Origin of the sequence: Trinickia dabaoshanensis, assembly GCF_002879885.1 — a bacterium.
In the GTDB taxonomy this organism is placed as follows: domain Bacteria; phylum Pseudomonadota; class Gammaproteobacteria; order Burkholderiales; family Burkholderiaceae; genus Trinickia; species Trinickia dabaoshanensis.
The window spans coordinates 46,183-59,068 of record NZ_PNYA01000031.1 but is presented as its reverse complement, the minus strand read 5'-3'; the positions used below and the strand labels follow the sequence as shown (position 1 = coordinate 59,068).

The following is a 12,886-nucleotide window of genomic DNA, read 5'->3' as shown; positions in this document are numbered from 1 at the left end:
GCATCGGCCGATAAATCTCCGATTTCGGGATTTACACCTACATCGAAGATGCAACGGGAGACGCCGCCGGGGGGCGCGCGGCCGCGTGGATCAGGCTTTCCGGGAGGCTCGGCGCAGGCGTCCCCAATGGCGGGACTTTGCTCAACGCAAGTAACGAGGCATCATTCGAGTCGGCGCCTACCCGGCCGTATCCCCACCGCAGATACCAGCGATAACGATAGAGATAGAAACGCTATGTCGAGCCTCACCCGCATGTTGTCGATCCTTGATCTCTTCTCTTCGACTGCTATGTCGATGACGGCGGAATCCATCGCCGAGCGCATGGGCTTCACCCGCACCACGTGCTACCGGTACGTCAAGGAACTCACCGAAGCGGGATTGCTGAACAACGCGAACGGCGTCTACTCGCTGGGCGCGCGGATCATCAACCTCGATCGCAAAATGCGGGAATCGGACCCACTCCTGCAGGCGGGCATCCCTGAGCTGAAGAAGCTCGTGAGGAGCACCGGGGGCGAAGGGCTCATCTCGACGATGTATGACGAGCAGATCATCAACATCCACCATGAGAGCGGCCCGGAGCGGCTCAATCTCGGGTTCGGCCGGGGCCAGGTGATGCCGCTCATGCGGGGCGCCTCGTCGAAGGTCATCATCGCCACGATGAGCCGAGCGCGGCTCAAGCGCCTATTCGAGCGACACATGCTGGCTGAAGACCCTGCCCTCACGGAAGATTGGCCTACCCTCTGGCGGTACTGCCAGCAAATCATCCAACAGGGCTATTGGGTCTCGCACGAAGAGCTGCATAAGGGACACGTCGGCATCTCCGCGCCCATCCCTTCGGGCGACAGCGGCGAAGCCACGTCGAGCATGACGCTGGTTTTTCGGCGCGAGCACTATGCCCTCTTCAATGAGTCGGCGCTGGGCAGCGCGCTCGCGGGAGCGGCGCGGGCGGTCGGCCGCAAGGCTTATCCAGGGGCACCCGCGGCGCGCTGAGGGCCGCATCCATCGAGCGAGACGACATCCGCTAGCTGCCGGGCGTGGCGGGCGCAGCGGGCGCTTGATGAAAACACCTATCGACAAGATATTGACCATCCCTTTTTTCGGGATTAGTGTTCCCATGTGCCGCATTTATTTGCGCCGCTAAACTCACAAATCCCCAAATGCGGTATTCGTAGACGTCATTTCTTCCGACGAATGCCTGGGATGTTCAAGGTCAGATGCCATGAGCCATAACCGGACGTTCCGCCGAATCGCCTGGTCCGGCGCGAGCCCGTGGGCTCGACGATCGGCGCTGCCCATTCCTCGTACGCTCGACTTCGAGAGCCGACAGTGAAATCGACCTCGGCGTTACGGGCCGAAACGCGGCGTTTTTCCGATGTGTACCTTCACTCGCAAGCGATCGCGAATTGGACGCAGCGTTACGAGCAGATCAGCCCCGGATCGGCGAGCACGACGCTGCGTCAAATCTCGGGCCGGCACTTTCACGTCTTTCACGAGCAATTGAACCAACGCGTCCTGCAGGAGGGCCGCGCGCCGCACAATCAACTGTGCTTCGCCCTGCCGGTCGTTCATGCCGTCGCGCCCTTCGTGCAGGGCCGCGCCGTCAGTTTGCCCAGCCTGTTGACGCTGCGCGGCGGCGAGGAGTTCGTGGTCCATTTGCCTTGCGATACCGACGTCATCGCGTTTACGATCGACCGAGCGGTCACCGACGACCCCGAGCACGCGGCGCTTTCCCAGTTGCCCGAACGCATCCTCGCGCAACCGGTGCTCCCGGTCTCGCCGCCGCGCTATCGAGCGGCCGTCCACGATCTTCAAGATGTGCTCCACATGGCTTTGGATGACGAATCGCTCGTCAACCGCGAGGCATTCGACGAGAAGTTGCTCGCTCACAGCGTGATTGGGATCGTGTTGAGTCTCGTTCAATCGGATGACGAGGGAAGCCCGACGCTGCCGCATATGTCGACCCAGAGCTACATTGTTCGTAAGAGCCAAGAGATCGCGCTCGACAGCGACGACGATGTGTTGACCGTCCTAGACCTCTGCCATCGCTTGAAGATCAGCCGCAGAACGCTGCAGTACAGTTTCCAGAACGTCGCGGGCACGACGCCTACCGCCTATCTCCGATCGATCCGATTGAATGCCGTCCGCCGATTCTTGATGACCACGCCGCCCAGCGTGCGTATCGGCGACGTCGCCGCGCAGTTCGGCTTCTGCCATTTCGGACGCTTTTCCTCCTACTACCAGCAACACTTCCACGAACTGCCGTCGCAAACTCCGCGCGCATGACAAGCGGCGGCTCGTCGTGCGAGCCGCTGTCGGGTAAGCCCTAACTCGGACGTAGGCACGGATTGCCGATAGCGGACAACATCCGGAATTTGGCCGCCGTACAGTAGTCCCGCCGCGATCGCCGAGACTCGAGCGCGATCCGATTTCCAGGGTGACCTATGAACGAAATTTCCAGCCAGCCTCATGAGGGGCTCAGCAAGAACGCTGTCGGACTGCCTCAAATCGTCTTCTTCGTCGTGGCTGCGGCCGCGCCGCTCACCGCCATGGTAGGCGCGACACCCGCCGCCTTTTCCTTGGGCAACGGAGCGGGCGTACCGGGCGCCTTCGTGCTGGCCGGCGTGATGTACCTGATCTTCAGCATGGGTTACGCGGCCATGAGCCGGCATATCTCGAACGCCGGTGCGTTCTATGCGTACATCGCCAACGGGCTCGGCGCGCCCCTGGGCGTCGGCGGCGCCTTCGTCGCCATCGCCGCCTACAACGCGGTGCAGATTGCGATCTACAGCATGTTCGGCTTCTTCCTCAACAACGGCATTGCGCAGCACTACGGGATCGACATCCCCTGGTGGGCTTTCGCGCTCGCCTGCATCGCCATCGTCCACTTCTGCGGCGCGCGGCACATCGAGTTCAGCGGCCGGCTACTCGGGATGCTGATGATATGCGAGATCGCCATCGTCACCCTGCTCGATCTCGCGATCGTCGTGAAAGGCGGCGGGCCCGGCGGATTCAGTGCGAAGCCGTTCAGCCCCGCAGCCGTCTTTAGTCCCGGATTGGGCACCGCCCTCGTCTTCGTGCTTGGCTCGTATATGGGATTTGAAGCCACGGCCATCTTTTCGGAGGAAGCGCGCAATCCCAAAGTCACCATTCCGCGCGCCACCTATTTGGCCGTCATGCTCATCATGGCGTTTTACGCGTTCTCCGCTTGGGCGATCGTCGAAGCATGGGGCGAGCATCAGATCGTTGCGCAGGCAACGAAAGACCCCGCCAATCTCTGGTTCGCGATGAGCGACAAGCTGCTCGGCAAAGTCGCCACGGATACGATGAACGTCCTGCTAGTGACGAGCCTGTTCGCGGCGATTCTTTCGTTCCACAACACGATCACCCGGTACTTCTATGCCATGGGCAGGGAGGGCGTGCTCTGGAGCAAACTCGGCCACACGTGCCCCACTTATCAGTGTCCGGACGTGGCCGGCAAGCTGCAAACGCTCATTGCTCTCGTGATCGTCATCGGCTCCGCCCTGCTGCGCCTCGATCCGTTCGCCATCGTCTTCTCGTGGATGAGCGCACTCGCGACGATCGGCATCATCGCCGTGCAGATGCTCGTGGCTGCGTCGGTCATCGCGTTTTTTGCCCGCGATCATCGCGATGCCGGGCTCATGCACCGGCTCATCGCCCCAGCTATCAGCGTCATCGCGCTCGGCGCCTGCCTCGTGCTCGTGATTCGCAATTTATCGGTGTTGAGCGGCTCCGATTCGAAGCTCGTCGCGCTGTTTCCGTACTTCCTGCTTGCGATCGGCGCATCGGGCGTGTGCGCCGCGTATCGATTGAGAAGAAAGGATCCCGGGCTCTATGCAGGCTTAGGGCGGGCCGTTCAATAGTGATCGAGAATCTCGCTACCGCTCGTTCGGTGTCCCGTCATTGCGAACCGATGTCACGGCCTATGTCTGTCGAAACTACGCCCATGCTGTTGTACGCCGTCGCGGCGATCCGGGTCGAACCAGCCGGCGAAGCCGGATGGTTCGACCGCTGCGACGATGCTCATGCCGCGATCATTTCAATTTCCGAGGACGTGCTCGACATCGTCCTGCGGCTCCCGCACGTGTGGAATGTGGTGGAGAACGCTCGATTATGCGGGCTTCACGACAACGTGGACGTCATGGAGGGCGACGAGCGATTTGCCAACGGGCCCGATGGGAGCGTCTTCGCGATCGTCGGCTGCGATGGGTTGGAGCGCTACGTCGCGCTGATGCAAGTCAATGCGGCCGAATCGGTATTTTGCGAGCAGCGCCTCTTCACATCGTGCTCCGTATTCGAGCACTGCTTGATCTGATCGATATCGACGCGCTGTTGCGGCGGGCGGGGGCTCTCGCCGGCGGGATATCCCGCCGGCGAATACTAGGCTTCGATCGCGAACGTGCCGACAGCGTGACGCAGAAGCTCGACCTGCTGCTCCAGCGACTTCGCCGCGGCAGCGGCTTGCTCGACGAGCGCCACATTGCTACGCGTCACATCGTCGATCTGAGAAATGGCTTGGTTCACCTGCGCGATGCCTGAACTTTGCTCGGCGGCGGCGCCTTCGATCTCGGCCATGATTCCCGTCATATGCTCGACGGCTCCCCTTGCTTCGCTCATCGCCCCGCCCGCCAACTGAACGAACGACGTGCCCTGCTCCACGTGCGAAGCCGCCTCGTCGATCAACCCTTTGATGTCCTTCGCAGCCGTTGCGGAACGCTGCGCGAGATGGCGCACTTCGGTGGCGACCACCGCGAAGCCGCGGCCCTGCTCGCCCGCGCGCGCCGCCTCCACCGCCGCATTCAGCGCCAGAATGTTGGTCTGAAACGCGATGCCTTCGATCATTCCCGTAATCTCCTTGACCTTGCGCGACGATTCGGTCACGCGGTCCATCACGGAAATTGCCTGCTCGATGACCTGGCCGCCGCGGACGACTATCTGCAGCGCACCTTGAGCTAGCCGATTTGCTTCCTTGGCACTGTCCTCGTTCCGCCCGACCGCAGATGATAATTGTTCGACGTTGTCCACCGTGACCTCCAGCGCGGCGGCCTGCTGCGCTGTACGGCGCGATAGGTCGACGTTGCCGGAAGCGATTTCCTTCGCGCCGCAAGCGATTTCGTCGCTGCTGCCGCGCACTCTAGCCACGGTGTCGACCAGGCTCGCGCGCATTTTCCCTAGCGCCCTGAGCAACTGGCCCATTTCGCCGTGCGAATTGCCAACGACATCCATCGTAAGATCGCCCGACGCAATGCGCTCGAAATGCGCGATCGTCTGATTGACAGGGCGGATCACCGCGGTGGATAAGCTTGCGCGCGCAATCATCCCGACGACGATGGAAAGTGCGCCGATCGCGGCGAACATGAAGGTCGCTAAGCGGAAACGCTCGCCGACCGTTGCGGTTTTGCGCAAGGCGTCCTCGTTTTGCAGGGCCTCGAGTGCGTCGATGGCCTTGGCGTACACACCATAGGATGCGCCCGCCGTCCGCCCCTCGATATCGCGGAACGCATTGACGTCGCCGCCATCGAGCGCCGCGAATTCCGGCTCGATCGCCTTTGTCACCAGTTCCGCGCGCGCATGCACGACGGCTTGAGCGAGTGCGCGCTCGGCGTCGGTCTGAAACGGGCCGCCGGCATAGGCCTCGAAGTTCTTGTTGGACTCGGCCAGCAGGTTGCGTGCGTCGGTTAGCAATGTCTCGCTCTGCTGGCCCACGCTGAACAGCGTTTCGTAGCTCCCGAGCGCCAGTCTCACTTTCAGCAGCTTTTCGGAACTGGTCTTGAGCGTCGCGATGCGTTGTGAGGTTTGCTCGATGCCGAGCAAGCCATCGCGCGCAAACTTCGACACGCCATAGCCGATCGCAATCACCATCAGAATGAGGACGACGAATGCGCCGATCGTCCAAGTCAACCCCGTGCGGATACTCATATTTTTTCTCGGTCAGTCGACCGCCTGCTCTCATTACTCTGGTTTTAGAATGCCGTCCTTCGAAAGCAGGATCTCGTGGCCGGAACGAGAGACCACGAGCCCGGTCAGCGCCGCTCTATCGGGCCTTTGATGGGCCGTGAATTGGTCGGCGGTACTCGTGCCGTTGATGACGAAACCGTCCAAGCCGACACCCTGCACGCGGTCGCCCTTCGTCACGAGACTCGTGATCGAGCCCGTCGAGGCGGAATCGATGGCCTCCCACGTGTCGCCGCCGTCCCTGCTGCGATAGAGATGGCCTAGCAAGCCGCCCACGAAGACGGTACCGTCGGCGCTCGACGCGCCCGTCCACAAGCTGCCCTTGTTGCCCGTCTGCCGGTATTCCCAGCTCGCGCCGCCATCCCGCGAGCGCAGCACCAGGCCTTGTTCCGCTGCAATAAACAGCGTGCCCGAGCGATCCGAAAAAATGTGGAACAGATTGCGATCCGCCTTGCTCGTGCCCGGCGGAGGCGGCAGCTTCGCCACTGTCCATGTATGGCCGCCGTCTTCGGTCTCGAGCAACAACGACCACAAGCCGACTGCCCACCCATGGCGAGCGTCTTTGAAGTAAACCGAAAAGAGCGGCTGGTCGATCGACGTGTCCGATCGCTGCAGCGTCCACGTTTCGCCACCATCTGCGGTAGCCAATATCACCCCCCATTGACCCACCGCCCAACCGTGTTCGGCATCGGCAAAATACACCGCAGTAAGCGTCGACGATGCCGGCACATGCTTGGCCTGCCGATAGCTGACGCCATCGTCGGACAACAGCACGATGCCGTGCTCGCCAACCGCTACGATGCGGCCACCTGCGTGCGCGACATCGAGCAGCATGGCGTGGGTCGGATCGGCCCAGGCATGGGCAGGCTCGATCTTCAGAGGCGTGGCTCCGGCGCCCGCCGTCTGGGCGGCAGCGAACCCGCAAAAGCAGGCGACCGCGGCGCCTACGAGAAGTTTTCTAATCATGGTGAAACCTCGGATATCGGGAGCGGTACTCAGTGGGTCAGCAGGCCCGGGGCGCGCACGGGCTTGCGGCGCGGGAACCAACGCTCCAGCAAGACGGCGATCGCGGGCAGCGCCGTCATCGCCATCACGAGATTGACGATGAACATGAAGGCGAGCAGCTTGCCCATGTCGGCCTGAAACTTCAGTGCCGAAAAGCTCCAGGTCGCCACGCCGATCGCGAGCGTGATCGCGGTAAAGATCGTGGCCACTCCCACTTCGAGCATGGCGTGCTCCACCGCTTTCACGATCGGCTGGCCGCTCGCCATGTGCAATTGCAACCGGTTATAGATGTAGAACGCGTAATCCACGCCGATCCCCACCGCGAGCACCATCACGGGCAATGTCGCCACGGTTAGCCCGATCTGCAGTTCCTTCATGAACCAATACCCGATGAAGGTCGCCACCGTCAGGGGAGCGCAACACGCGATCATCGCTCGCACATCGCGATAAGCGAAAAACACGAGCGCGAGAATCGCCGCATAGACGTAGAGCATCATCGGCAACTCGCTATGCGCCACTTCGTCGTTGATCGCGGCGAGCACACCCGCGTTGCCCGCGGCGAGCCGAATCGATAGACCATGGTAGGGATGCGTCGCGCGATACTGCTTGACGTCGCCGAGAATCCGATTCAGCGTCGTGGCCTTATGATCGGTCAGGAACAGATGAACCGCCGTCATGCTGCAATCCTTGTTCATAAACCCTTTCACGCGGCCGATCTCGGCGGTCAATCCGGCGTAGTTCCCGGCATCGATCGGCACGACGTTCATCTTCGGATTGCCTTCGTTGTAGCCCTCGTTGTACGTGCGCAGCATCCCGGGGTATGACTGAACGGAGACCACCCCCGGTTCGCTTCGCATCGTCGAGGCGAATTCGTCCTCGGCGATGCCGATCGCCGGGTTGTCGCACGCTGCTCCTTTCGCCTCGAACACGATAGTCAGCCAATCGAGGCCGACGTCGTAGTTGCTGGCGATCGACACCGCATCGCGGTTAAAGCGCGCATCGGCGCGCAGCTCGGGCGCGCCGGGCTGTAGCGTACCGATAACACGATCGCGGCTCTGCCACGCGGCCAGCGTGAAGACAGCTGCCGTGATCGCGACGACGATATAGGCGTTGCGTGGCTGCGCCACCCGAGCCAAACCGCGCAGCCACACGGAGCGACGTTCCCGCTTCATGAGCGCGCGATCGGCATACGCTTTGGTGAAATGGAAGCAGGACGCGGCGACTGGCAGCATCACCAAGTTCGTGACGATCTTGTAGGCGACGCCGAGCGATGCGGTGATCGCAAGCTCGCGCACCATCGGAATCGGAATCAACAGCAACGTGATAAACGAGACGAAGGCCGTGATCAACGCAAGCGTCCCGGGCACCAGCAAGCCGCTGAAACTTCGGCGCGCGGCCTCCATCGAGCTATAGCCGTGAGAGAGCTCGCGAACGATATAGTTGACCTGCTGCACCCCATGCGACACGCCGATCGCAAACACGAGAAACGGTACGAGCACCGCTAACGGATCGAGCCCGAAACCCAGCAGCTTCAGCGTGCCGAACTGCCAAACGAGCGAGGTCAACGAACAGACGATCGGAAGCACGGTGAAGCGCACGGAATGGCTGTACCAATACACCGCAAGCGCCGTCAACACGAGCGCGATCAGGCAGAAGCCGAGCACGGCGCTGGCGCCGTCCGCGATGTCGCCGATCTGTTTGGCAAAGCCGATGATTTGAATTTCATAGCCGGCGTCTTCGAACGGCTTGCGGATCTGCTGCTCGAGCAAGCGATTGAAGGCGACGTAGTCGAGCACCTTCCCCGCTCTGTCGCGTTCGTTGAGCTCGGCGGTGATCATCGCGCTGTCTTCGCGATGCGAGACGAGCGTGCCGATATAGTTGCCGTCGACGGTGGACTGTCGAATCTGCGCGACGATCGCCGGCGTCAGCTGTTTCGGCGTAATGGTGCCGTCGATAATGGGGCTCGCGCGAAAGCCGTCTTCCGTGATTTCGTTGACGAAGGCATTGGGCGTCCACAGCGACTCGACGCCCCCTCGGTCGACGTTCGGCAGAAAAGTGACCGCCTGCGTCACTTGATAGAGCCGGGTGAGCCCCTGCGGCGTCCAGATGTTGCCGTTTCGAGCGCGCACGACGACCGTGATCCGATTCGCACCGAATAGATCGTTGCGATACTTCTTGAACGTCTCGATGTACTCGTGCCCGATCGGCATTTGCTTCTCGAAGCCGGCCTCCATTCGCAACTGCACCGCGAATACCGCCATCACGGCTGTGAAGACAACGATCGCCGACAGCACGATCGCGCGGTGACCGAAGATGAGTTTCTCGAGGCGGGTGACGAATCGAGTAAGCACGGAAGCTATCCTTCAAAAGTGTCGGCGCGCGGGCTCGCGCGCCGTTTCCGTCATCGCGGAATCAGAAGTTACGTGTTGCGAACAGCCCAACGAAGTTGCGGTCGGCATAGGGCTGACCCACGCCGCCATGACCGCCGAAGAACGCCGTATAGTTGATGCCGGCTTGCCAGGTGGCCGGGTTCTGGTTGAACAACACGTAGAGGTTCACCGATTTCGCGCCCTGGAGATAATTGCCGGTGAACGTGGGCGTGTAGCCGTACAAAGCATCGGTGAACGTCACGCCCGGCGTGATTTGCCAACCGGGTATCACGCTGCCGTCATAGGTCCAGTTGAAATCGACGGTCGCCCCGACCGAGCTCGACGTCCCCGCTGCCGCCGTGATCGGATATCCCAGGCCCGACCCGTTGTTCAACCAGGTGAAGTACCCCGCCGCCGGCGCCTGATGCACGTCGTGGCCGTCGATCGTGCGCGTGACGCCGCTCGAACTGAGCCCCGGGTAGTAAATCCAGGTCAATTCCGCCGTGAGCACCGCTTGGTCAGCGTGAATGAGCTTCAGGAACGGGTATTCGCTCCGGGTCAGGCTGAGCTGCCCATTGATGTCGTACTGAAACTTCTTCATGTCCATCCACTGCTGACAATTGATGCCGGACACGCCGTTCGTATTCAGGTCGAGCGGCCCGTTCGGCGCAAAGCAGCCGGACAGCGCAACGGCATCATGCGGACGGTACGAAAGCTCGGTACCGATGGCCCAATCGCCGAGCCCGAAGTTCGCACTGACGCCGAACAACTGCCGGTTCTGCAGATACGAAAACTGTCCGGTGCCGTTAGCTAGGCTCGAGAGAACCGGCGACTTGTCCGTATAGTTCTCATAGTAAAAGCCGAAATTGACGTCCAGCGCTTTCGGCCTGTAGTTGAACTTGATACCGAATTGCGGCTTGTATTCCTTCGGGAGGACGGTGTTGACCAATATGCCGAGGGAGTTGTACGGCGGGCCCGCATACTGTCCATTGAGCAATCCCGTATTGATGCTCGCCAGTGTGGCCGCATTACCGCTGTTCGCGCCGGCGATGGTGCCCGCGTCGACACCGGCCGCGTTCCCGTTCGTGGTGCTCACGGTCCCTGCGACGGCGCCGCGCCCGAAGCTGTTGCCGACCGACCAGTAAGTACCGACAGGCGGGTAGCGATTCCCGTTCCACTGGAACTGGTAGTAGGCCTCGGTGCTCAATCCGCGCGTCAGACCCGCGGCAAAGCTCAGCATCGGCGCCGGCAACAGCGCCTGCTTCAGTTGCGTTCCCGGGATGAGAAGCTTTTGAATGTCGACGGAATTCGTCTGGTTGATCCCGCCGGACGCGAAATAGCTCTCGCCCCAGTTGAGCACCTGATTGCCCAGCCGCACGTGAGCCTCGCGCCCGTTGAGCGTGAAGTCCTTCTCACCCCAAAGATCGAGCAACTGCACCGGGTATTTGACTTGCGCCAGGGCAGTGCTCGACAGCGGCGTTCTCGCGGTGTCGCCCACCAAGAAGTCGTACATCGCGGTGCCGCGGATCATGAACTTGTAGCCTTCGCTCGGCATCGTCAGCAGCAACTCGCTCGTTGCGCTGAGGTATGAGCTGAAGGGCTGCCCTTTTTTATAGTTCAGATCACCGTTATCGCTGGAGCCCCACTGGTTGACATTGGCCGCGGCGCCGCAGCCGTACGAGTTCGGGTCGCCCGTGAGCGAACAGCTCGGGTTCTTGGTGCGAATGCCGGCGCCTGCCGTTAAATTCGTCACCCACGAGCCATGCAAATCACCGAGTCCGGTCGTAAAGTCGTAACCATACGAATTGGCCGAAACGGCGCCCATGCCCAGCCCCATCAGCGCAGCGGATACCGATGCGCGAACCGCTTTCGTTTTCATGGATTTTCCTCTAGTCGTCGCGGCCCGGCGATCGTCGCGGATCGGCGGGCCGTCACCGCATATCAGCGTTCGCTAATGGCGCTGAGATTCTCGGGCGTGTAGTAATCCGGTCGGAACGTCGGCGCGCTGGAGGACTCGAAATATTGGACGTCCTGTCCGGCGCCAACGATGTTTTGATCCGCCACGTAACGGCTGGTGGTTAAGTTGTATTGCGAGAAGGGTTCAACGTCGCAGGTGCCGCCCAACTCCCAAATCGGGATCGGATAGCTTTCCTTCGTCTTCCAGAGCTTTCCTTGCGCGTCGTAATCCTCACCCGCCAACGCCAGATAGGTGTCCTCGTCGAGGTAGAGCACCTTCTTCTGCGAGATGTGCCGCATATTCGGCTTGAGCGTCGCCTCCACCACGTAGACCCGATGCAGTTCGTAGCGGCGAGCCGACGGATCGATCTGATCGGGCTTGAATACCTCGCCGATCTTCTTGTTGAAGTCGTACATCGCGAAATCGTTGTACGGGACGTAGATTTCCTTTTTCCCTACCAGCTTCCAATCGAAGCGATCGATGCTGCCGTTGAAGAGCCACGGCTCATCCACCGTGTACTGGCTCTCGAAGCCGATCTGAGGCGCATCGTAGTTGTACGACGGCATCCGGCGCACGCGCCGTTGCCCCGGAAAGTAGTAGAAGACGGGGTTGTCGTCGCTCGCAAAATTGTCCGTCTGCACGAGCGCCTGGCCAGCGAGCGCTGCCGGTGTTTCATAGCCGACGTAGATCGAATACAACCCCTCGTCCGCGCCAAGCGAATTGGCGCCCTTCTTGCCCCAAGGCGTGTACACCAACTGGCGGCCCGTCACGCCGATCCATTCGGAACTGCCCGGTCGCGGCGAAACCATCGTGTTGACCTTGTCCCATTTGATGCCTACGCCGCGATAGCGCGACAGATAGTTCCAAATCGCTTCTTGCCCCGTCTTCGCCGCCGGGAACGGAAGACCCGGGAGCGTTGCGCTCACGAGATGGTTTCCGCTTGCGTCCAGCTTCGCGGCGCCGACGTTCTTTTTGGTGTTGTCCTGAATCCACTCCGGATAACCGCAGTCGCGATGCGACGGATAGACATCCATCCGATAGTTCTTGATCTGCTTGAACATCGCGAGTTGGCCGGGCGTCAGATTCGTCGCGTACTTGTCGACGTTCTCCGCCGTGATCGTGAACAGCGGCTTCTCCGATTTATACGGCGAATAGTCCCCTCTCACTTTGCCCGGCGCCCACCCCGCGGGCGCCGACTGCACGCCCGAATACGCGGGGATACGAGCATCCGCGCTTCCCGCCTTCTCGGCGCCGCTGATCGTCAGTACTCCTGACGATTGCGCCCAGGCCATCGTAATCGCAAGGGAACATGCGACCGCGAGGCCAGCCTTCAGTTGCAACTGCATGAGAGATCTCCCGTGACCGTGAACGTGCTGACAATCGCATTGGCGCGATCGCCACTGACTGACAGGCATCGGGATCGCGTGCTTGTGGATGCAGACTCGCCCAGATGCGTTGAGGCCATTATTCCCAGAATAAAAGATTCGTCAACACGTTTTGCGCATTCTTAGACCTAGGTGCTTTCTCCAATCCCCTATTTCGGAACTGGCGAAATATTGACGCGAGATCGCCGGTACGCACG

General features: G+C 61.2%; 9 protein-coding genes. 4 read left to right on the top strand and 5 right to left on the bottom strand.

Features of this window, described 5'->3' with window-relative positions; translation table 11 throughout:
* The first annotated feature begins 234 nt into the window (after positions 1-234).
* From C0Z18_RS27010 to C0Z18_RS26995, 4 genes are all read left to right on the top strand, one after another.
* Positions 235-990, top strand: a complete 756-nt coding sequence (locus C0Z18_RS27010; protein ID WP_102648505.1) for an IclR family transcriptional regulator — start codon at positions 235-237, stop codon at positions 988-990.
* Positions 991-1,326: 336 nt separating this feature from the next.
* Complete coding sequence (locus tag C0Z18_RS27005) at positions 1,327-2,283, top strand: helix-turn-helix domain-containing protein (protein ID WP_102648504.1); 957 nt, start codon at positions 1,327-1,329, stop codon at positions 2,281-2,283.
* A 158-nt stretch (positions 2,284-2,441) separates the two neighbouring features.
* On the top strand, positions 2,442-3,881 hold the full coding sequence (locus tag C0Z18_RS27000; protein WP_102648503.1) for an APC family permease: 1,440 nt from the start codon (positions 2,442-2,444) through the stop codon (positions 3,879-3,881).
* Between the two features lie 62 nt (positions 3,882-3,943).
* Positions 3,944-4,333, top strand: a complete 390-nt coding sequence (locus tag C0Z18_RS26995; protein ID WP_146014109.1) for a hypothetical protein — start codon at positions 3,944-3,946, stop codon at positions 4,331-4,333.
* A gap of 65 nt (positions 4,334-4,398) precedes the next feature.
* On the opposite strand, the gene C0Z18_RS26990 is transcribed toward C0Z18_RS26995, so the two are convergent.
* From C0Z18_RS26990 to C0Z18_RS26970, 5 genes are all read right to left on the bottom strand, one after another.
* Complete coding sequence (locus C0Z18_RS26990) at positions 4,399-5,937, bottom strand: methyl-accepting chemotaxis protein (RefSeq protein WP_102648501.1); 1,539 nt, start codon at positions 5,935-5,937, stop codon at positions 4,399-4,401.
* A gap of 33 nt (positions 5,938-5,970) precedes the next feature.
* Positions 5,971-6,939, bottom strand: coding sequence for a WD40/YVTN/BNR-like repeat-containing protein (locus tag C0Z18_RS26985; protein ID WP_102648500.1), 969 nt, complete (start codon positions 6,937-6,939; stop codon positions 5,971-5,973).
* A 29-nt stretch (positions 6,940-6,968) separates the two neighbouring features.
* Positions 6,969-9,329 (bottom strand): efflux RND transporter permease subunit, encoded by a 2,361-nt coding sequence (locus C0Z18_RS26980; protein WP_102648499.1) that lies wholly within the window; start codon positions 9,327-9,329, stop codon positions 6,969-6,971.
* 61 nt (positions 9,330-9,390) lie between these two features.
* A complete protein-coding gene (locus C0Z18_RS26975; RefSeq protein ID WP_102648498.1) occupies positions 9,391-11,226 on the bottom strand; it encodes a DUF1302 domain-containing protein in 1,836 nt (611 codons plus the stop codon).
* 62 nt (positions 11,227-11,288) lie between these two features.
* Entirely contained in the window at positions 11,289-12,650 is a 1,362-nt protein-coding gene (locus C0Z18_RS26970) for a DUF1329 domain-containing protein (protein WP_102648497.1), read from the bottom strand.
* Positions 12,651-12,886 lie beyond the last annotated feature (236 nt).